Origin of the sequence: Rhizobium sp. CFBP 13644 (assembly GCF_014842165.1) — a bacterium.
GTDB lineage: Bacteria > Pseudomonadota > Alphaproteobacteria > Rhizobiales > Rhizobiaceae > Agrobacterium > Agrobacterium tumefaciens_C.
Genome location: NZ_JACYVF010000001.1, coordinates 195,647 through 216,040 on the forward strand (window position 1 = coordinate 195,647; position 20,394 = coordinate 216,040).

Sequence of the window (20,394 nt, forward strand, 5' to 3'; positions counted from 1 at the left end):
CGTCAGTCCCTCTTCATTCCATCCGTCGATTCTGCAGTACGACGGTCATTCCGGCTCAGGTCTATACCAGTTTTTGAGGAATTGCGACGCTCTACATCGGAACGCGCATAGTCACCTTGCGCGGGCGCTCGCCATTGCCCTGCACCAGCACGGTCACGACGCAATTCTCGCCGTCATTGGAAGGGTAGACCGAAAGAAGCTGCCCACCCGTTTCACGCACCACGCGGGATACGGCACGGGTGCAATCGCTGGCCACCTGTTGAACCTGGCCCTGCAAGGGTGCATCCTGCACACCCACCTGCGGCGCAGGAAGGCCAAAAAGCCCGGCTGCTAGCGTCGCGATGATGATAGGTGATGCCATTGCAAATAACTTCCACAGACAATTCGGATGCACGCCGAAGCGAACTCATGGCCAAATATGTAGCGCAAACCTTCTGAATGGCAAATGAATGTGGGCCACCATATTGCGTTGCACGGCAGCGCGCGTGTCACTACGCTGCCGTGCAACAACGCATCGCGTTATTTGATTGCACTGGTCGCAGAGAGGCGTCCGTACAGGGCAATCAGCCCGCCCACGCCGCCCGCAACCGTGACAAGCCCTTCCGCAAGCTCGTCCTCAAAGCCGCCCGGCAGGTTTAAGCCCACCACATGCAGCAGCGGTGCCAGCACCGCAATCAGCGCACCCCAGATGGTTTTCGATTGATACCAGGCTTTCATATCGTCCATTTTTGGTCCTTTCGGTTGACGTTATTGTGAAGGTGAGAGCTGTTTGTTTTTACGCAATTCCGGACGCAAAACCGGTTCCCACTTTTGCTGGAATTGCTCTAAAGGCTGAGCGTGCGGCTTGCCGCAATGCCCAGCGGCACGGCCCGGCCAAGCTGGCGCACCCGCACGGAAAGCGTGCTTTGTGCCGCGCCGAAGTCGGCAAGCTCATCACTTGCCGCATAGAAGCAGGCGGCTTCGCCCACCTCCATCACGCGCCGGACCGTGATGCCGGAGAGCACCTCGATCCGGTAGCGTTCGGAAACCTCGTCCAGCGGAATATCCGCCGCGTCCCAGCCATCGGCCTCCACGCGGCCCCGGCGCACCCATGTCAGCCGCACGCCGTCCGGGGTGCGAAGGCCACGCAGATGCACCGGCGCGAGCGGCGTTTCCACCCGCATTCCACCCGCAAAGGAAAATGGCCCGACGCGTGAAACCTGCGCACCCGCCGCCTCGACGATCCAGTTCAGTTGCAGCCCGCGCTCTTCGGCACGAAGTCCCATGGCAACCACGCCCGCATCCAGCACCACCACGTCGGCGCCTGCAGCAGCGCCCGCCGCCATCGCATCTTCCGTTCCGGCAAGTCCGCGCAACAGCCGCGTAAGCCGCCATTGGCCTGATAATGTCTCCTGCGCCACCGCAAACGCCGCCACCTCCCAGGCACCAGTTTCGCTGCGAATAGCAATGCGGTTTGCGCCGTTCAGCACGGCCAGATCGGACGCCGATGACAGATCGCCATAGGGCAGCGTGAGGTCGATGGCGCCAGCCCCGTTGAACCGTCCCGCAAGGCCCGGCGGCAAGCCACTGGCAAGCGCGCCGATCTTCGCAGGCTGGTCCAGCAGCACCCGTCCCACATAACCTTCAGTCCCGGCAGAAACGGAAAGCGCCATGCGCCGCCATGGCCGCGCAAAGGCCGCCACCCGCGCAAAGCTGTGCGCCTCGCCCGTTTCAAAGCGCGGCAGGTCCATCAGCACGATGTCGGGGTCAAACCCGCTGGATGCCCCACTTGCGCTCGCGCGTGGCGCTTCTCCATCAATTGAAACGGTCAGTGCCGCAGGCGCAAACTCCCGCGCTTCGATGCGTCTGAGGTCGCCATCCTCGATACGGCTCACCATGAACCGCCCGGCGGGGCCATCCACCAGTTCCACACAATCGCCGGGGTCCAGCGCAATGTCGCTGGGCGAAATCGAAAAGCTCACCGTGCGGCGCGCCAGCCGGTTATCCCGCAACAGCGCTTCCACCATGTTCTGCGTGGTTTCCTGCGCCAATACCGCGCCCAGATCGTATCGCAGCACCCGGTTTCCGGCATTGTCGATGCGGCGGGAACGAACGCTGGCCTGCTCATAATCCAGCGCCGGGTTATACGCCGTCAGCACGGCTTCAGCGGCAAAATCGCTGTCATGCCCACGCGCCTCGGACCAAAGTGCCGCATCCTCGCTGTCGGCATAGGCCGAAATCACTTTCGTGCAGGTGGCCGCCCGTCCGCGAGAGATGAACTGAAGCGTGCCCCCGTCCTCTATGACATGAACCTGAAACGCCTCCAGCAGCGGCTCCAGCAGGCTGCGGGCTGATGTCACATCGGCCTGCGCATAGCCTGTCACATCGCCCGTCACGGCAGAAACGTCGAAATCCTCAAAGCCGTGGTCCTGAAGCACGGCGGTGATCAGGTCCGCCAGCGTGGTGGCTCCCAACCTGCCGTTCAACCAGTGCCCGGTGCGCCAGTTCGCGCCATCACTCCATGTCGCCGTGTCCTGTGGAAAGGCCGGAAAGGGCCGCGCATCCCATGTCCACACGAAAATCCTGTTAGGATCAACCATCCCCGCAGGTGCTGATCCGCCTACCCAGTGGTCGTGATGCGCCTCCAGAAACCGCCGCTGCTGGCTGTCGGCGCGCATGCGGCTGGAAAAATGCGGATAGGCGCTTTCGGATGATTTCGGGTCGATAAACGTATTGGGCCGGTTCGCGCCCTTGTCGATGGCCGGGCATCCCAGTTCCGTAAACCAGATCGGCTTCATCCACGGCACCCAGGCGCTTGCCACAGTGCTTTCCACACCGGCAATGCGGTTGTAATGCCGGTTCTGCCACCAGTTCCCTAAGTCCTTGTAGCGATAGATCCAGTGCTTGCCGCTCAAACCGTCTGATATGGCACGGCGCGTGCGGCTCGCCCGGTCAGCGTCACCGCCATAATACCAGTCGAACCCTTCCCCTGCCGTAATGCAACGGCCAAAGCCCGCCGCATCGTCAGGCCCGTCAAACCCATCGGGATTGCCACCCTGCACATCCTCGTCGCGCCAGTCGGAGAGCGGCATATAGTTGTCGATGCCGATAGCGTCGATGTTGGGGCTGGCCCACAGCGCATCGAGGTTGAAGAACACGTCGCCGGTGCCATCCGCCGGGTGATAGCCGAAATACTCGCTCCAGTCGGCGGCATAGGTCAGCTTTGTCGAAGCGCCCACAACGGCGCGCACATCGCCCGCCAGCCGCACCAGTTCTTCCACGAAGGGAAAGGCGTTGGTCCCGTCGCGCACCCGCGTCAGCCCGCGCAGTTCGGAGCCGATCAAAAACGCGTCCACCCCACCCGCCTGTTTTGCCAGCGCCGCATAATGCAGCACCATGCGGCGATAGCCGTCTGCGCGATTGCAGAAGGTGGAAATCTGCGTGCGCGCAGCCGCAGTCTTGTCTGCACTGCCGCTCATTCCCGCTGCCGGGTGGCAGGTAATGTTGCCCCGCCAGCCATAGGCGTCCTGCTCGGCCTTGCCATAGGGGTCGGGCAAGCCGTTGGCAGAGGGAATATCCATCATCACGAAGGGGTAGAGGCACACCTTCAGCCCTCTCGCCTTCAAATCCGCAATCGCCTGCAAAACGGAAGCATCACCTGGCGTGCCGCCATAGGCGGGGCCACCGTCGCGCCGGCTCACCAGCCGCGCATGCCCGCGCCCCATCCCCGCCACAGACCAATGCGCGCTTTCGCGGTCACGGAAGGCCACCTCCACCCCCGGCAGAATGCGGCACTCACCCGCGCGCATATCCGTGCCAAACCATGAAACCACCAGCGCCACGCTTTCAAGATTGGGGCACAGCGCCTGCAATTCGTCCATCGAGGCCTGCCAGTCGGTGGCCGCCGTCAATGTGTGGCGGTTCATCACCCGGCTTTCGCCAGCCCCCGCCCGCTCGGAAACCGCAACCGTCGAGTATCCATGCTCGGTCGCGCCGGGAATAACGGTTACGGCACGGATCTGGCGTTCCAGCTTGCCAATGGGCCTCACCACCTCGAACTGAAACAGCGGAATGCGATTGCCAAAACTGTCCAGCGGCAACCGCTCGAACACCACATAGGAAAGCCCGCGATAGGCTGGCGCGTTTCCGCCCCCCTGCCGCGCCTCGATCAGCGGGTCGGGCAGCTGGTCGTCGCTGCCGGGGTAAAACCGCATCTCGATGCCGGTCAGGTCCAGCTCCTGCCCGTCCGCCCAGACACGGCGCACCAGCGCAACCTCGCCCTCGCACAGACCCACGGCCAGATTTGCGAAGTAACTATAGGTCTCAACCGTGGTCGATGCGCTGCCACCACCGCCTTTGCCGCCCTGCCGCTCCCGCGTCACGCTTTCCTCAAACCGCGTGGCCCAGATCAGCGTGCCACCAATGCGCACTGTGCCATAGGCACGCGTTATCGCCCCACCTTCTTCGGCACCGGGAATACGCGCCGTGGAAAGCCGCGTGCCCGTGACGGTTTTCGAGGATGACAGCATCGCACTATCCAGCGCACTGCCTGCCAGCGCCCCCGCCGCCCTGCCGATCATGGCGCCAACCGGCCCGAAAATGCTGCCGATAGCGGCACCCGCCGCCTGTAAAACCAAGGTCGCCATCACTCACCTCTGCGGAAATCGGAAAATACCGGCAATGCGTTTTCGCCACGATGGCACCAGTGCAGAGCGCAGCACCGCCGCCCCCTCATAGGCATGAATGAAGTGATCGGGCCCGGCCAGAATACCCACATGCTTGGCCGCACAGTCCGGTCGCCAGCGAAACAGCACCATGTCACCCGGTTGCGCCTCGCCAAGGCTTGGCACAGTTTCGAAATGCCGTGCCGCTGCGTCCATCAGCCGGTCCTCGCCACCGCGCTCGGCCCAGTCGCGGGCATAGGGCGGCGGCGTTTCCGGCTCAGTGCCATAGAGCTCGCGCCAGATGCCGCGCACCAGCCCAAGGCAGTCGCAACCCACACCCCTGGTAGAGGCCTGATGCCGGTACGGCGTGCCGATCCAGCTTGTCCCAAGGCTTAAAACCTGCTCTCCCATATCGGCCATCAATAGAGTGCTCCGCCATCATGTTGCGTGCGGCTCGTCACATAGGAATAGGCAAAATCAGCGCCCGGCATGTGCGGAAACCCTCGAAAATTCAGTTGGTTGGAAAACTTCGCCTTGCATGTCGCAAAGCTCTTGTCGCAGCCTGCTGTCACGGTGAACGTGTCACCGGGCGCGGGCGCTGCCTCCAGCGGCAGCCAGAAACTCAGCTCCGTCACCCCGCTGCGCACCGCATGGTCATCCAGATCGAAGCTGCGGCCCGCATTCGCCCCGCTGGAAAAGGCAAGCTTGCCCTGTCGGAAAAACCCTTCCGCAAAGCCGCCAAGGCCCGAGACCACAATCCGTCCCGTGCCATTGATGGAAACAACCGCCCCAGTCGCGCGAAAAGCCGCGACATTGGCCCGGCATCGGGCATCCCCCAGCGCCGCATCACACCGTCGCCCATAGACCCGCCCCTGCGGCTGGCTGAGCTGGTGGGCGAAACTGCGCAGCTCGGCCTTGAAGGCACCGCCCGCCCGCGTCACCTCGCCAATCTCGCGCACCTTCAGCAGCACATGCTGCTCCGGTGCTTGCCAGTTCACGAGGTAAAGCTCCACCTTCGCCCCGTCATAGCGCCCCGCTGCCAGATCGGCCTCGCGCACCGCCTCGCTGGAAAAGCCGCCCGCCACCTCGCCGCTCGCCGCCGCCAGTCCGGTTTCGCTGTCGTTTTCACCCGCCTGAAAACCGCTTGCCGCCAGATAGGTCACACCGCCAAAGGTCAACGCCTCGTCATGCTCGGTAAAACCCAGCACGGCACCATCGCGAAGGCTCACCTTCCAGCACTGGCACGTCGTCGTCGCCTCGCCTTCCAGATGCGCGGCAAGCTCTGCTGGCACGTTCTTCACGGCAAAATCTCCACAAGAGGAATGGAAGGAATGCGCCCGGCCTCAAAGGCACTCAGGCTCACATCGATGCGGTCGATATCGAAACGAACCGGCACATCGAACTCAAACCCGGCCCGGATCGCCGCACCGGCAGCAGGCACCTGGCCCCCCGCGAAGGTCACGATGCCCGTCTCATGGTCCGTTGTAAAACCCGTCGCCGCCACGCCGTTCACCGAAACCACCACAGAACCCGCCACCGGCTTGGCAATGTTGCGCGTCCAGCCGCCCGCCACATCGGCATAGGTCTTGCAAAGCTGGAACCGCGCCGTCAGCCCGTCGCCGGTGCCAATGCGCTGGTCCATCGCCGTAGGCACCGTCAGCGGCGGGCAGGAGCGGAAATCGACCGGGTCTCGAAACCGGAAGCCGTAGAGTTGCCCGCCGCGCGCCTCGAAAAACTCAAGCACCGCATAGAGATCGCTGACCGAGCGGACACCAGACCCCGCATCATAGGCCCGGCGGGAATTTCGCCAGCGCTGGTTCCGGTTTTCCCGCCCGTTGGACAGGTTGACGATATCGGTCCGCCGCACGGGTCCGCCACTGGTTCCCAGCGCAAGCCGCAGCGGGAACCGCACCTCATGAAATGCCGCCATGGTTCTGATTTTCCTGAATTATCGTCTAGATGCCTGAGCGAAAATGGCTCACAGCCCGCGCTGCCCACGTCCCACGCTGCGCGCCAGCATGGCGGAAATCTGCCCTTCGCTGCGCCTGAAACTCGCCGCATCGCTCGCCGTCACATTGAACACGATCTGCGTGCCGCCGCCGCCACCGCCAGCGGCGACACCAAGAGATCCGTCGGCACCGCGTTTCAGCGGTAGAATGGCCTCGCTGCCCGCCTCGCCCATCAGCCCCATATCGCCGCACATGGGAAAGAATGTCGGGCTTGAAACCACCCCGCCATCAGCAAAAGGCGTCACCCGCCCCGGCACGCCGCCATTGGCGAAGGCAAACAGTGATCCCGCGCCCGATGTCAGCCCGCTGACGGCGCTCGACAGCATGTTCTCCAGCGGCTTCAACCCGGCAGAAAGCACAATGTTGGACAACCTCATACCCAGCCCCTGCAACACACTATCAAGCCCTTTGCCGCCTGTCGTGGCCGCCTGCAATGCAGAGGTCAGCGCCGATCCAAACCGCTGCGATCGCTTTTCCAGATCGTCCATCACGGAAACCAGCGCCTCCGCATCGTCCCGCTGATCGGCAAAATTCGTCTCGTCAGCCATCGTCCCTACCTTTCTGATTCAAGTGGAGAAGCCAGTGGATTGAAAGTGCAGGCGTTTTTTAAACTGCCTTTCCACTCATCCGTCCGGAAACTGCCGCATCAGATCGTCCAGCCCGTGCCGGTTCAAGGCTTGCGCTTGTCGCCTCAAGCCGCCGGTCATGGCGAAGAATTCCAGCGGCGTCAGCGCCCAGAATATGTCAGGGGAAAGCCGCAGCAGGCTCAGGCCCGCATGGATCACCTCGTCCCAGGGAAAGGGTCTGGTGTCCTGCGCCGGGCCTTCGCCCGCTGCGGCTTTCAGGGGGAAGCGTGTGCCTCCCCTCCCGTGCCGGTTCCAGCAAAGGCCGCGGTCAGGAGGTCTCCCACGATCTTCACATAACCGGCAATTCCATCCTCAACGCTCATGGTCGCCACGTCGTCGTCGGAAAACACATTGCCCGCGCCGCGCAGACCCGCACCAATCACGCGGATCATATCGGCAGCCTTCATCCGTCCACTCGCAAAACGTTCCGCCAGCCCGGTCAGATCATCGGCGCAAAAGGCGGTTTCCAGTTCCGCCAGCGCGCCCAGCGTCAGGCATAAAATCCGCCGCTCGCCGTCCAGCACCGCTTCAACCTCACCACGCCTGCGGTTGGCGCGCCCAAAATTGGCGGCTCCCATCACAAGGCCGTAAAGGTAATCGCGCCAGCCGATTCCAGCGCGATTTCAAACTGCACCTCGCCGTCATGGCGGCCGGAATATTCCAGCGCGCTAATCTGGAAGGACCCTTGCAGCGTGCCGAAATCCGGGATGACGATCTGATAGGTCAAAATTGTCCCGGCAAAGAATTGCGTGCGCACCAGCGCGTCGCTCTGCACGTCCTTGAATATGCCAGATCCCGTCAGTCCGGCCCGCTGCACGCCCGCCCCGGCCAGCAACTCCCGCCAGCGCCCGGCACTTTCTGAGTCTGTCACGTCAACGGTCTGCGCGTTGAAGGCCAGCCGCTTCGTGCGCAAGCCCGCAATCGTCACATAAGTCCCGGAATTGTTGATCTTCAGCAGCAGGTCCTTGCCCTTCTGCGCCACCATGGCTCGTCCTTTCAAAATTGATAAAGTGGATAAAAAGCAGGTGCTATTCCGTCACGGCCCGAAACCGGATCTCCGTCAAAAACTGCCGGGATTTCGTCTGCCGCACGGAACGGCTGGAGCGAAAAAACAGGCTGACCAGCGCAATATTGCCGCCCAGCACCAGCGGCGCATCGTCCAGAACGGCCAGAAGGCGCACGGCAATGTCCTGCGCCAACTTGCGCCCGCCATCGTCGCTCCACACCTCAAGCGTCAGAATGTGCTCCTCACCGCCTTCCGATGCCGTGCCATAGGGGCGGCTTTCAATCTCGCCAAAGGCCACGCAGGGAAACACCGGCCTCGGCAGCAGCCGGTCGACGATGCCGTTGCTGCCCACCAGCGCCGTCAGTGCCGCGTCGCTTTTCAGCTTTGCGTGAATGGCCTGCAGCAATACGTTCGCCGCTTTCATCGGCTTTCCTCCTCGCAGCGGCAGATGATGAAGCGGCGCGTCTCATCGGCATCAACAACGGATTTCACGGCAAAGATGCGCGTCCCCTTTCGCAGCCGCATGCCCGCCGCAACATCGTCGCGAAACATGGCCCAGATCCGGTGCGTCACCGCCACGCCATCGGCAGAGGCCCGCTCATAGGCACCCTGAGACACCGGCTCGATGGCGGCCCATATGGAACGCACCACCACCCATCCGGCAACCACGCCGCCCTGCCCGTCGGCCACGTCTTGGCTTACCTCAAGGTCCAGACGCGCCGTCATCTGGCCGGGATCGAGAAAAGTCAGGTTCATGGCTCAAAGCCCCAGCCTGCAAAAGGGTGCCACCAGCCGATCATAACCGGCAGGCACGCCGGCGGGCTGGTCGGCTGCGGAAACGACACCACGAAAGGCAAACATATGGGCGATATGCACCAGCATGGCGCGTTTCAGCGTGTCGGGCACGTCAGCGCCGCTCTCGCCAAAGCCTGCGGTAAAATCGATTTCGATGCCGTTCAGCGGCTGGCCGGGTGCAGGCGGCTGGCGCAGCCACAGCCGCGCTGGCCGTGCCTGCCCATCCAGCAGCGTGTCTGTGGCGGTCGCGTCAAAAGGGTCGCCCGCATCATCGAAAACCAGAATCTTTTCGATGGCTTGCACCGGCCCCTTGGCAATCTGAATCACCCCATCGCGCGGCCACGCGTCGAGATAAAGCCGAAGGGTCTGGCGCATCAGGCACAGCCCGGTCTGGCGCTCCAGATGTTCACGTGCCGTCTTTATAAGGCTCGTCAGCAACGCATCCTCATCGCTGCCATCTGCCCGCAAATGCGCTTTCACATCGGCAAGCGTCAGCGCCTCCGCCTGCGGCGGGGTAATCTGTGCATAGGTCATGGTGTCCTCGGGAGTTTTGGAAATTCACCGTCATGCCGGCAACCCGGCACGACGCGCTTTTGAATGATGAAACGACCGCCTTAGCTGGCGGCGAACTTGATGAGCTTCACGGCTTCAAAGTTCTGCACACCGCCGCCTACGCGCTTGGTGGTGTAAAACAGCACGTAAGGCTTGGCCGAATAGGGATCGCGCAGAATGCGAATGCCGGTGCGGTCCACGACAAGATATCCGGCACGGAAGTCACCAAAGGCAATGGCCATGCTGTTGGCCGCCACATCCGGCATGTCCTCGGCTTCCGCCACCGGAAAGCCCATCAGCGCGGCGGGCTGCCCCGCAGAAGCTGGCGGCTGCCACAGGTAATTGCCGGTCGTATCCTTGAAGCGGCGCAAGGCAGACTGAGTCTTGCGGTTCATCAGGAAGGTGCCGTTCTGGCGATGCCCCGCTTTCAGCGAATAGACCGTATCAACCAGCACATCCAGCGGCCCGGTGGAGGCAAAAGCACCCGCCGCACCGGTTGCAAGGTAGCCGACCTTGCCCCAGGCATAGGAGGCATTGGCAACCGTCTCATAGGCCAGAAGACCCTTCGGCTTGTTCACACCATCACCTGAAATGAAGGCCGTGCCTTCCTGCTCGGCAAAGGCCACATCCACTTCGGCGGCAATCCACGCCTCGATATCCACGGCGGAATCATCCAGCAGCCCCTGCGTCGCCGCTGGCATGGCGTAAAGCTCCATGGTCGGGAAGGACATTTCCGCAAGCTGTGGCGTGTTGGTCTGCGGTCGCGCTGCCGTCTCTGCCACCCAGCCGGTGGAAAGACCTGCCAGCGCAAAGGGCTTTTTCAGAACAGCACCGGAAACCTGCCGCACCGTGGCCAGCGCACGCATCGGCGAAACCACCGCCATGCGCTTGCCAATCTCGCTGTCGGTTTCGGTCGGCAGCAAAAATCCGCCATCGGCACCGGCGCTGCCTGCAAAGGCCTTGGCCTCCAGCTCGCGCAATGCACCCTCGTCACCCCGGCGAATATAGGCCTCGAAGGCGCTCTTATGCTCCTGCATCTGCGCAGAGGCAGCACCGCGTGCACCCAGCGCAGGCCGCGCCTTCTTCAGCGAAAGCTCGTCCATCGCCTGCTTGTTGTCATCAAGCGCCTTGTCGATGCGGTCAAGCTTTTCGCGTGTCAGCACGTCGCTCGTCATCTTGCGCTCGATATCGCCCAGCCGCTGGTCATTGGTTTCGCGGAACGCCTCGAAGGCTTCCATGAAATCATCGAACGCCGCCGTCATCGTTTCCGGCACGGCCTTGGTCTGGGGAGCAACGGCCTGCAAGGATGTCTGTTCTGTCATGGGGTCTTCCTCTGTTGTGATGGATGATGGGAATGGAGCGTGGCGCCTCACCGCCGGAAACTGCTGTCGGCGAGGCTCTTGGCGGCACGGCGCATGCTGCGCACAAGCTCGGTTTCCCGGTCGCGGAAGAACCTCGCCTGCTTGACGTTGGAAACCCGGGCGGATGGCAGCATGGGAAAGGTCACGACGGAAATTTCCCAGAGATCGGCTTCCAGAATGCGGCGAATGCCACCTCGTGCGGCCTTGCCCGCCCGCACCGTCTGGAAGCCGATGGAAAGCCCGTCCAGCGCGCCTGTTTTCATCAGCGAGTGAACCTCTTTGGCTCTGGCCACATCAGGCGCCAGCACACCCTCGACGAACAAGCCGCGCTCGTCTTCACGAATGGTGTGCCACGCACCGATCGGCTGGTTGGGGTCGTGCTGGTAGAGCATGCGAATGCCGCCCGCGCCACGCTCCTCGATGGACCGCCGGAAAGCCCCCTGCTCGATCACGTCGCGGCCCAGATCCACCTCGCCAAACACACTGGCATAGCCGGAAAACGTGCCGTCAAAGGCAATGCCGCGCAGCTCCAGATTGGCAAATTTGCGCGTAGCGGGCCGTGGCCCGCGATAAGCGTGCATGAAAATCTCCTGCGATTTTGAGATAAGTTTAAAGTCGGGTCAGGGCTTGGGTCGGGCGGCGTAACGCTCGGCCACGCGCACCATTACGCCCAGCCCCCACCAGGCGCACAGGCTTGCTGCGGCAGATCCGGTCAGCATGATTTCCTGGCTCGACAGCCCATCGGCAATATCGAGCCGCTGCACCATCCACAGCCCCACCGGCCCACCGAAAATCATGCCGCAGGCCAGTCCGGTCAAAAACCGGCTCGCCGCCTCGTGGTGCGTCTGCGGCAACAGATAGATCAGCGAAACCCCGGCACCCGCCACGGCCCCGGTAAAACGAGCAGCCCAGATGCTGCTCTCATTGGCAAATTCAGACATGAGAAACCATTCCGGGTTAGAGTAAGGGGAAGGTGTGCACAGGTTGCCCAGCACCTGCTTTTCGTGTGTCGTGATTTGTTGAATCTTCGGAATCACTTGGCAGCATAGCCTCACAAAGAGATTCCAGGCTTTAAGAAACTGGTTGAGGAATGCGTCAGGCTCTACGGCCTCAATACCCCACCGCCTCGCGCTTCTCGTCATCGCTCAAAAACGCCGCCGCCCCCACCCGCGTCCACAGCGCATCGCGCTCGATGGAAAGCCCTGCAATCCGGTCGAGATCCGGCTCCAGCCGCACCGCGCCTTCAAACAGCGGTGCCAGCCAGCCGGAAAGCCCCGCCGCCGTTCGGTTGATCAGCGGCAGCACCGTCAGCCGGTAGAAGGCCCGGTTCGCCTCCTGGTAATTGGCATAGGTATTGTCGCCGGGAATACCCAGCAGCATCGGCGGCACGCCCAGCGAAAGCGCGATGTCACGCGCCGCACCGTTTTTGGCCTCCATGAAATCCATGTCGCGGGGTGAAAGCCCCATGCTTTTCCAGTCCAGCCCGCCTTCCAGCAACAGCGGGCGCCCAGCATTCACCGCCCCGGCATAGCCCTCTTCCAGCTCCCGTTTCAGCCGCTCATACTGGTCGGAGGTCAGGTTGCCGCCCTCTTTCGGCTGGTAGACCAGCGCGCCGGATGGACGGGCGGAATTGTCAAGTAGCCGCTTGTTCCACACGCTCGCTGCATTGTGCAGATCCAGCGCTGCACCCGCCGCCGCCAGCGGTGAAAATCCGCAATGGTCGTCCAGCGGATTGAACAGCCTCAGGTGCAGCAAGCCCAGCCCATCCCGGTCGGCAGCAATCCGCCTCACAGCCCGCCCCTCGGCACGGTAGTCGAAGGCCGCAGGCCAGCCGTCGCCCCCTTCGATGATGCTGACGCGATCAGGGCGCAGCAAATGCAGCTCCCGCAGCCGCTCGCCCACCATCACAGGTTCGATATAGGCATTGCCGGATAGCAGCAGATGGCCGTACAACGCCTCGAAAAAATCCGGCCCGCTCATCTGCCCGTTGGGTCGTGCCAAAAGGCGCAGCAGCGCATGCTCGCCAATTTCCCGGTCGCCCTCATAGAGCAGCCAGCTCACGGAAGCCGCGGCCTCGGCCACCATGCGGGCGGCGCGGTGCGCCACCGGGTTGCGCATGAACCCCTCACGAGACAGCGCCTGATAACCCCGCCCGGACCAATGCGCCCGCCCCGTTTCGCCTGATAGCACCAGAAAACCGCCCGCCGCCTTTTCTTCGCGCACAACTACGCGCTCCGCCGGGCGCCGCCACGGCAGATGACCAAAAAATCGCATGGATCATGTCCTTTATGGAAAAATTTGGCGCAAGCCCGGTGGCTTACCCCTTAGCCAATCGGCGTCTTCACCGCCCGGTCGCTGTCGAAATCAGCCGCCACCCGCGTGTCGCGCAGCGGCTTCACCGTCTCGGTGGAAAGCTGATAGGCCGGGTCGGCCTTGTAGGCCGCAAGTGCTGCCTCATCTTCAAACTCGCCATAGACGATGAAATCGACCTGATTTCCCCACTGGTCCTTCTTCACATTCTCGCCAATCTCCAGCTTTTGCGCATGGGAAATCGCAGTCAGGCCGGAAAGCCCCTTGCGCACCGCATCGCGGTTGGCTTCGGGCACGGTGAAGAAAACAATGTGGCGGATCATGAAGGCACCTATGACGCAAATCTGTGGGTAGAAATCGCTATCACCCCACCGCGGTAGGTTCAATCCGGCTGACTGTCAGGGCAGCATTGAAGCTCCGCCCATATCCGGCAATCAATTCCGCACGGTCGCGCCCGTTGATAATGGCTCTTGCGCCCAGCCAGTCCTCGCTTTGAGCATTGAAATATCGCGAAAGCCGCCTGCCGGTAAAACTGCCCTGCAACATCCCCTCCACCAGTATCGTGGCGGAAACCTCAGGCTCCATCGCCCGCTCCGGTCGCGCAACAAGGTCAATCCCCGTCACAGCCGACATCGCCTCGTAATTTCGCTTGTGCGTCAGTTGCACCAGCCCACGCCCCAGCCAGCTCTTGCCGTCGGCATCGCGCCGCCAATAGGGCGAACTCACCTGCCCCAGCCGCCCTGCCGCATAGGCCCGGTCGAGAATGATGATCGCCGCATCGTCGCTTGCGGCCAATGTCTCGCGCACCGGCTGCATGGTCGCCGCCGTTTCATGAAACGCCGTCGCTAGCATATAGGCCAGGTGCCGCGCATCGCCATCAGGTGCAATTCTCTCGAATTGGTCCAGCACCAGCTCAGTGCCCTGCACCTGCCCCCCACTCAACTTTCCCGAGAATGGCGCATTGCGAATCGCTGCGAAAAAACGCTGTCTATCAAACACCATAATCACCTTTCTAACATTGCTACAATTTAAACCACAGGTTTTAATAGATTAATTCACACACCCTAAATCGATTTAAAAATCTGCTAATCGATTTTATTTTTTACGAACCGATTTAAGGGAAAAATTTACCTTGAATTGGGGAACAACTGGCCGCCTACTCTGTTTCAGACCGCGCGATAAACGCGCCAAACCCGCGAGGAGAAATGCCATGACATCGACGATCTCCCAGACCACCTACGACCGTCTTGAAAACGAATGGCGTCAGATGCGCGAAGTCTCCGCGCAGACCAAACCTTCGCAGGCACCAAAGAAGTGAGTTGGCAGAGGGGCGCAGCGTGCCCCTCTTTGAAACATGCCCAAAATAGGCAGTTTAGGCCGTCGTGGCTCCAGATCGACCGAAGTCTCCACAATGTTCAGGGATAACTAACCGTCAGACTATCGTTCTGCGCGGATCAGCCTACCGAGACCGCGACGGATCAGCGTCATCACATACCCACCGATAATGGCAATCGTCGCAAATATGACCCCCGTAATCGGTATAACCGTGCGGGCAGTGTCCCTGACCATGGCATCATACCATTTTCCAGCTTCTCCCATAAGCTCTTCATCAGTGAAGCTCTGACTGCCATCCAGATCGAAGGTGTTGAGACGCCAAGAAACATACTCGTCAATCAGCAATACCGACGTCACGATGTAGACGTAGCTGACAAGCCATATCCATAAAAAGGACGTCCATTTTCGGCGGGTGCGCGATGTGTTGTCAGCGCGCCAAAAAAGCAGAAATGGAGGTATGAACCAGCTATAGGAAACAACTCTCGTGATGATCAGCAGCTCATAAGGCATTTAATCTTCCATCGTCGGCACGAATATACAAGCAAAGGATGTATCCGTTTGCCCTCGCTTGGAAAAGCGCAATTCACCCGGATGTCATCAGCTTCTCGAATTATTTCCACAGCAGGAGCCAAAGAGGTAAACTTGGAATCGCGCGCTAACGCCGCCCATAATAATAGAACGCCCTCGATGTAATTTCCCACCACAGCGGGACTTTTTACCCAAAACTATCGGCGGGCAAGACCTATCAAAATCCATGCGCCACGACGAAAAAGCGTGAGAAAATACGCGATACACACAGCAAGCCCAGCAGGAATAAAGCCGGTAAATAGAACAAAAGTCCGCGCTGTATCGACCACTTCGGCGTTCGACCAATATGCAAAATCGCCTTGCATCTCTCTGGCCGAAAACATTTGGTTTCCATCCAGATCGAAAGTGTTCACTCGCCAGGAAATATAGAAATCGACGATAGATATGGTCACCACAACGACGATATAACTGACAAGCCATGCGCTCAGAAAAACCATCCAGCGACGTCGTCTTTTAGTATTGAAATCAGCGTGAAGAAACAAAAGGAACGACATCAATACGGACGAGCAGAATGCAACCATTGGCAATCGCTCGATAATCACCTGCTCAATCATTGTTACTTCCAAGGGCCATGATAGGTTTCGTTCCGCTCGTATGTGTTAAAGGCGCCTGCTGATGTCTTGCAGAATTCGTAAGCGCAGCATGGGTCTTAGTGCTAAGGTTCACAGAACCGCAATTTCAATCGAAATAGTGCCATGCAGCAGAATGTCTATCTTCAACTAGAGCACCTAAGCATCTGATTTCAATCATTTTCACCACAGGAATGCCCCTTACATTCCCCGCACCCTCGGCTCGGCCATGGTTTCCATCGCCAGCGCCGTCAGCGCCCAGACCAGTGCATCCAGCCGGTCTGGAGAGCGGCCGGAAGATAATCCGCCCGGCCCGAAATCCGTCATCTGGTCCTCCAGCTTTTCAAACCGCCCCGCATGGCGCACTCGCCCCTGCTCGTAAAGTGCCGCAATCGGCTCTGCCCGGGTAAACTTGCCCCGGCTTGCCCGCACCATGGTGATGGGCAGGTTCGTGTCGATGCTTTTCAGCATGGCGCTCACCATCTCGCCGCCCTGGTTCACCTCTGCCACCACGCGGTCGGCCTCATGGCGGTGGTGGGCCGCCACCACGGCCTTGGCCCAACCAGCAGGCGTCGCGCCCTCAACGGAACAATCCGCCAGCACCCACAGCCGCCCGTCAATGCCCATGCCCGCCACCACAATGCCGCAGCAAGACCCTTCTCCGCTTCCCGCTGGCGGGTCCACCGCCACCACAATGCGCATGAGAGCGTCAGGCTTTTCATCGAAAATCGCCTCGATATCGGCCCGCTTCCACAGCGCATCATCGCGCTGCGCAATCAGCTCGCCATCCAGCTCCTGCCGGCCAAGCCGCGTGCCGCCATAGCGTTTCATCATGGCCTCGATGAAGCCGGGAGACAGGTTGTCGGCATTGTCGTGGGTGCGCATTCGCACAACACGGCTTGCCGGGTCCGCCATCAGCGTCTTCAAAAGCGGTATCGGCCTTGGCGTCGTCGTAATCAGTTGCTGCGGGTATTCGCCAAGGCGCAGGCCAAATTGCAGCATGTCCCAGGTTTCCTGCGCGTATCGCCACTTCGCCAGCTCATCGGCCCAGGCAAAGTGAAACTGCGGTCCACGCAGGCTTTCCGGGTCTTCGGAGGAAAAGATCTGCGCCATCGCCCCGTTCGGCCAAACCAGCCTGCGGCGCGTTGCCTCGAAATCCGGTCGTTTCCGCCTGGCAATCCGGCATATGCCGGAAATGCCGTCGATCATCACCTCGCGGGCGTCCCCCAGCGTTTCCGCCACCAGCGCAATACGCAGGTCGGAACGATCTCCGCTGGACGCAATCCGATGCACCCATTCGGCCCCGGCCCGCGTCTTGCCGGAACCACGCCCGCCAATCAGCAGCCAGTTGCGCCAGTCGCCCGGCGGTGGCTGCTGCGCATCATTGCCCACAAACCGCCAGTCGCGGTTGAAGCGCGTGACGTGCTGCTTTTGATGTCTGAGTGCCAGAAGCATTTCCATCCGGTTTCGCATGCCCTCGTGGCGGCCTGTCCCATCCCCCTCAACAAGGGCGATACAGTTGGACCGAGCCGCGTCATTTTCCGCCTTCATCCGGCTTTTCGTCCGGCGAAAGACCGGCAGCGACAAGCCTTGCCCGCATTTTTTGCTCGACGAGCTCATCGATCCGCCTCTGGAAGAAGGCCACGGCCTCCTCATAATCCTGATTGTCCGCTTCGCTCTCAGCCACCGTTTCCCGGTCGCGGGCCAGTTGCCGTTGCAGCGTGTCTATCTTTTCCAGCGTACGAACGATGAGCGAGATCGCATCGGTCGCGGCCTTAACATCGGCCCGGGCCAGCTTGCCCGCCGCATCGTCGGCCACACCTTCCAGCGCCGCCCCCGCCCCTTCGCGCAACTCGCGAAAAAACCGAAACTGCTCACGCATCTCCTGCGTCATCTCGTTCAGCAGCCGCCACACCTCATCCGGCCCGTCAATGGTGCCGTCTGTCGTGGAAGCTGCCTGATCGATAACAACGGATTTCGTCTCAAGTGCCACGGCGTCAGCACCATAAACACACGTCATCGGCCACTCGCCGTAAAGCGAGAGGTCGCAATCATCTGTCATTGTCATGGGTTGCCCTTGTCGTCTGTGAAAGGAACGACACAAAGCCGAAATAGAATAGCGCAGAAGCCAACACCGTGGCTCATCCGCACTTTTCCGACTGTGCCATAAACCTATCAAACGACCGTCACGCCGTCAAGGATTATTTTCCTATTATTTTCAAATTTAATTCTTCCACCCACTGCGGGGCCATATTACAATCAGCTCAACAATTTGGAAGGACGCAGAATTTTGAGATGGATCAGGCATCTGGCCATGCCCCTTTCGAGCACGGGCATCGTTTTCGGCACCGTGTTACTGTGCGTGTCGCTCACGCCATCGCTGCTTCCGCGCACCTATGTCATGCAGGGCGTCCTCAGCGGTTTTTCCTTTGGCATCGGTTATCTCATCGGCATCCTGCTCAAAGATGTCGCCATCTATCTCGGCCTGCCGCAGCCCTCGCGGCACAATAAGCGCGGCGTGCTTTTCGTCGTATCGTTGGCCGCTATCGTTGCAGCCGTTGGCTTCCTCTGGCAGTCCGCGACATGGCAAAATTCCATCCGCGTGTTGATGGAGCTGGAGCCATTGGATAGCGCCCACCGCTTCAGAACGGGTGCCATAGCGGTCATCATCGCCGCCGTTCTGCTCGGTTTTGGTCGCCTGTTTCAAATCATCAGGCGCATGTTTTCCCAGCGCAGCCGCCGGTTTCTGCCGCACCGCCTTGCCAATGTCGTGGGCATCGCCGCCGCCGCCGTCATCGCCTTCTTTCTCCTCAACGGGCTCATTGTCGATATCGGCCTGCGGTTTGCAGATAGCTCGCTCAAGCAGGTGGATAGCCTCATCGAGCCGGATGTGCCGCGCCCGTCAAATTCCTTGAAAACCGGCAGCGAAGCCTCCCTCATGACATGGGAATCGCTTGGCCGTCGCGGTCGGGGATTCGTGGCCACCGGCCCGCAAAGCACTGACATCTCCGCCTTCACCGGCCGCCCGGCCATGGAACCGATCCGCGTCTATGCCGGGCTGAATGCGGGTGCCACCCCTGCAGAGCGCGCCGCCCTGGCGCTCGAGGAATTGAAGCGAACCGGCGGTTTTGCGCGGGAAACGCTCGTTATCGTAGCCCCCACCGGCACCGGCTGGATCGACCCGGAAGCCATTGATACGCTTGAATATTTGCACAATGGCAATGTTGCCACCGTCGCCGTCCAATATTCCTATCTTTCCAGCTGGATCGCCCTTCTCACAGAGCCGGATTACGGCGTGGAAACCGCCCGCGCCTCGTTCGAGGCCATCTATGGCTACTGGACGACACTGCCCAAGGAAACGCGCCCGAAGCTCTATCTGCACGGCCTCAGCCTAGGCGCTCTCAACAGCCAGAAATCCTCGGATTTGTACGATGTTCTGGCAGATCCCTTCCAGGGTGCCTTGTGGAGCGGTCCGCCCTTTTCCAGCCCCACATGGCGCATGGCGACATCAGGCCGCGTCGCTGGCACACCCTATTGGCTACCAAAATTCCGCGATTCCTCGGTCATCCGTTTCGCAGATCAATATAGCAGCGCCCACATGCCGGATGCGCAATGGGGCCCGATGCGCATCGTTTATCTGCAATATGCCAGCGACCCCATCACCTTCTTCGAAACCTCTGCCTTCTACCGCCGCCCGCAATGGATGGCCCAACCGCGCGGGCGTGATATCTCATCATCCTTCCGCTGGTTCCCCGTCGTGACCGGCCTGCAACTCCTCCTCGACGTCGCCGCCGCCACCACCGCCCCCATCGGCTACGGCCACGTCTACGCCCCGGAACACTACATCGACGCCTGGCTGGAAGTCACCCAACCCCAGGGCTGGACACCCGAAACCACCCAACGCCTGAAGATGTTCTTCAAGGCCAGACGCGGCAGCACGGACCCGGCATGAGGTGGCGACAAATCCTTTGACGAAAGTGGAAAACCGCCCTATCTTTGTATTACAAATCGAGGAAATTTCGATGGAAGATCAGAGAAATCTATCCAACCCGATCACCATGCGTCTCCCAAAAGACGTACTGGCGGAGATCGAAGAGATCGCCGCCGCCTGTGATAGAACGCGTAGCTGGGTTTTCGTCCGGGCCTTGAAGTCTTATCTTGCTGCCGAAGGCCGGGATATCCTCACCCTCGCGCAGGCTCGCCAGCAGGTCGATAGAGGCGAAGCTGTTGATCTCGATGATCTGATTGACGAGGTCGATCACATCGTGAAAGGCGCTGCCGCGTGAAACTGGTCGTTTCTCCATTAGCGAGGGACTACATCAAATCGGAAGCTGCCTATCTTCGAAAACGCAGCCCACAGGCAGCGCTCCACTTCCGGGATGACCTTGCCCGTTTACGAAACAACCTGCTTCAATACCCTCATATCGGCCACGAGGCCGAAGATCTTCCCATTGCTGGCATCCGCCGTTTCGTCATGGGCGTCTATCTGGTGGACTACGAAGTTCGCCGCAATGAGATCGTGATTCTCACTGTGCGGCATGGTCAGCAGAAACCGCCGTCCCTTACGATAGATGACGATTTCGATTACGAAGAATAGTGC

At 60.8% G+C, this 20,394-nt stretch carries 26 protein-coding genes; 3 read left to right on the forward strand and 23 right to left on the reverse strand.

Annotated elements, in window-relative coordinates:
• Positions 1–91: 91 nt before the first annotated feature.
• The 23 genes from IFT53_RS00910 to IFT53_RS01020 all read right to left on the reverse strand — a co-directional run bounded on the left by IFT53_RS00910 (position 92) and on the right by IFT53_RS01020 (position 17,862).
• Positions 92–361, reverse strand: coding sequence for a hypothetical protein (locus tag IFT53_RS00910; protein WP_042618336.1), 270 nt, complete (start codon positions 359–361; stop codon positions 92–94).
• 158 nt (positions 362–519) lie between these two features.
• Entirely contained in the window at positions 520–726 is a 207-nt protein-coding gene (locus IFT53_RS00915; RefSeq protein WP_042618335.1) for a hypothetical protein, read from the reverse strand.
• Between the two features lie 98 nt (positions 727–824).
• Entirely contained in the window at positions 825–4,625 is a 3,801-nt protein-coding gene (locus IFT53_RS00920) for a baseplate multidomain protein megatron (protein ID WP_192063678.1), read from the reverse strand.
• Positions 4,626–4,628: 3 nt separating this feature from the next.
• Positions 4,629–5,063: a C40 family peptidase gene (locus IFT53_RS00925; RefSeq protein ID WP_192063677.1), complete on the reverse strand. Its 435-nt coding sequence runs from the start codon at positions 5,061–5,063 to the stop codon at positions 4,629–4,631.
• A complete protein-coding gene (locus tag IFT53_RS00930) occupies positions 5,063–5,944 on the reverse strand; it encodes a baseplate hub domain-containing protein (RefSeq protein WP_192063676.1) in 882 nt (293 codons plus the stop codon). Before IFT53_RS00930 ends, IFT53_RS00925 begins: the two co-directional genes overlap by 1 nt.
• Positions 5,941–6,573 (reverse strand): DUF2460 domain-containing protein, encoded by a 633-nt coding sequence (locus tag IFT53_RS00935; RefSeq protein WP_192063675.1) that lies wholly within the window; start codon positions 6,571–6,573, stop codon positions 5,941–5,943. The genes IFT53_RS00930 and IFT53_RS00935 overlap by 4 nt, the downstream gene beginning before the upstream one ends.
• Positions 6,574–6,621: 48 nt before the next feature.
• Positions 6,622–7,200, reverse strand: a complete 579-nt coding sequence (locus tag IFT53_RS00940) for a phage tail tape measure protein (protein WP_192063674.1) — start codon at positions 7,198–7,200, stop codon at positions 6,622–6,624.
• 75 nt (positions 7,201–7,275) lie between these two features.
• Positions 7,276–7,497 (reverse strand): rcc01693 family protein, encoded by a 222-nt coding sequence (locus IFT53_RS00945; RefSeq protein WP_192063877.1) that lies wholly within the window; start codon positions 7,495–7,497, stop codon positions 7,276–7,278.
• Positions 7,494–7,856 carry a gene transfer agent family protein gene (locus tag IFT53_RS00950; RefSeq protein WP_192063673.1) on the reverse strand — a complete coding sequence of 121 codons (363 nt, stop codon included), beginning with the start codon at positions 7,854–7,856 and terminating at the stop codon, positions 7,494–7,496. Before IFT53_RS00950 ends, IFT53_RS00945 begins: the two co-directional genes overlap by 4 nt.
• On the reverse strand, positions 7,856–8,263 hold the full coding sequence (locus IFT53_RS00955) for a phage major tail protein, TP901-1 family (protein WP_042618327.1): 408 nt from the start codon (positions 8,261–8,263) through the stop codon (positions 7,856–7,858). Before IFT53_RS00955 ends, IFT53_RS00950 begins: the two co-directional genes overlap by 1 nt.
• A 43-nt stretch (positions 8,264–8,306) precedes the next feature.
• Positions 8,307–8,708 carry a DUF3168 domain-containing protein gene (locus IFT53_RS00960; RefSeq protein WP_192063672.1) on the reverse strand — a complete coding sequence of 134 codons (402 nt, stop codon included), beginning with the start codon at positions 8,706–8,708 and terminating at the stop codon, positions 8,307–8,309.
• Complete coding sequence (locus tag IFT53_RS00965) at positions 8,705–9,040, reverse strand: phage head closure protein (protein ID WP_192063671.1); 336 nt, start codon at positions 9,038–9,040, stop codon at positions 8,705–8,707. Before IFT53_RS00965 ends, IFT53_RS00960 begins: the two co-directional genes overlap by 4 nt.
• Positions 9,041–9,043: 3 nt before the next feature.
• Complete coding sequence (locus IFT53_RS00970) at positions 9,044–9,613, reverse strand: head-tail connector protein (protein WP_192063670.1); 570 nt, start codon at positions 9,611–9,613, stop codon at positions 9,044–9,046.
• A gap of 80 nt (positions 9,614–9,693) precedes the next feature.
• Complete coding sequence (locus IFT53_RS00975) at positions 9,694–10,953, reverse strand: phage major capsid protein (RefSeq protein WP_192063669.1); 1,260 nt, start codon at positions 10,951–10,953, stop codon at positions 9,694–9,696.
• 47 nt (positions 10,954–11,000) lie between these two features.
• Positions 11,001–11,573 carry an HK97 family phage prohead protease gene (locus IFT53_RS00980; protein WP_192063668.1) on the reverse strand — a complete coding sequence of 191 codons (573 nt, stop codon included), beginning with the start codon at positions 11,571–11,573 and terminating at the stop codon, positions 11,001–11,003.
• Positions 11,574–11,612: 39 nt separating this feature from the next.
• Positions 11,613–11,933 (reverse strand): DUF6107 family protein, encoded by a 321-nt coding sequence (locus IFT53_RS00985; RefSeq protein ID WP_192063667.1) that lies wholly within the window; start codon positions 11,931–11,933, stop codon positions 11,613–11,615.
• Positions 11,934–12,102: 169 nt separating this feature from the next.
• Positions 12,103–13,266: a phage portal protein gene (locus IFT53_RS00990; protein ID WP_192063666.1), complete on the reverse strand. Its 1,164-nt coding sequence runs from the start codon at positions 13,264–13,266 to the stop codon at positions 12,103–12,105.
• Between the two features lie 50 nt (positions 13,267–13,316).
• On the reverse strand, positions 13,317–13,625 hold the full coding sequence (locus IFT53_RS00995) for a Dabb family protein (RefSeq protein WP_192063665.1): 309 nt from the start codon (positions 13,623–13,625) through the stop codon (positions 13,317–13,319).
• Positions 13,626–13,665: 40 nt separating this feature from the next.
• A complete protein-coding gene (locus IFT53_RS01000) occupies positions 13,666–14,304 on the reverse strand; it encodes a hypothetical protein (RefSeq protein ID WP_192063664.1) in 639 nt (212 codons plus the stop codon).
• A gap of 435 nt (positions 14,305–14,739) precedes the next feature.
• Entirely contained in the window at positions 14,740–15,147 is a 408-nt protein-coding gene (locus IFT53_RS01005; RefSeq protein ID WP_192063663.1) for a hypothetical protein, read from the reverse strand.
• A gap of 215 nt (positions 15,148–15,362) precedes the next feature.
• Complete coding sequence (locus IFT53_RS01010; protein WP_192063662.1) at positions 15,363–15,779, reverse strand: hypothetical protein; 417 nt, start codon at positions 15,777–15,779, stop codon at positions 15,363–15,365.
• Positions 15,780–15,995: 216 nt separating this feature from the next.
• Positions 15,996–17,255, reverse strand: a complete 1,260-nt coding sequence (locus tag IFT53_RS01015; protein WP_192063876.1) for a DNA-packaging protein — start codon at positions 17,253–17,255, stop codon at positions 15,996–15,998.
• A 73-nt stretch (positions 17,256–17,328) separates the two neighbouring features.
• Positions 17,329–17,862, reverse strand: a complete 534-nt coding sequence (locus IFT53_RS01020; protein ID WP_192063661.1) for a hypothetical protein — start codon at positions 17,860–17,862, stop codon at positions 17,329–17,331.
• A 246-nt stretch (positions 17,863–18,108) separates the two neighbouring features.
• Between IFT53_RS01020 and IFT53_RS01025 the strand changes: the two genes are divergently transcribed.
• From IFT53_RS01025 to IFT53_RS01035, 3 genes are all read left to right on the forward strand, one after another.
• A complete protein-coding gene (locus tag IFT53_RS01025; protein ID WP_446737640.1) occupies positions 18,109–19,746 on the forward strand; it encodes an alpha/beta hydrolase in 1,638 nt (545 codons plus the stop codon).
• Positions 19,747–19,852: 106 nt separating this feature from the next.
• On the forward strand, positions 19,853–20,080 hold the full coding sequence (locus IFT53_RS01030; RefSeq protein WP_446737649.1) for a CopG family ribbon-helix-helix protein: 228 nt from the start codon (positions 19,853–19,855) through the stop codon (positions 20,078–20,080).
• Positions 20,077–20,391, forward strand: a complete 315-nt coding sequence (locus tag IFT53_RS01035; RefSeq protein WP_192063659.1) for a type II toxin-antitoxin system RelE/ParE family toxin — start codon at positions 20,077–20,079, stop codon at positions 20,389–20,391. The genes IFT53_RS01030 and IFT53_RS01035 overlap by 4 nt, the downstream gene beginning before the upstream one ends.
• Positions 20,392–20,394: the final 3 nt, after the last annotated feature.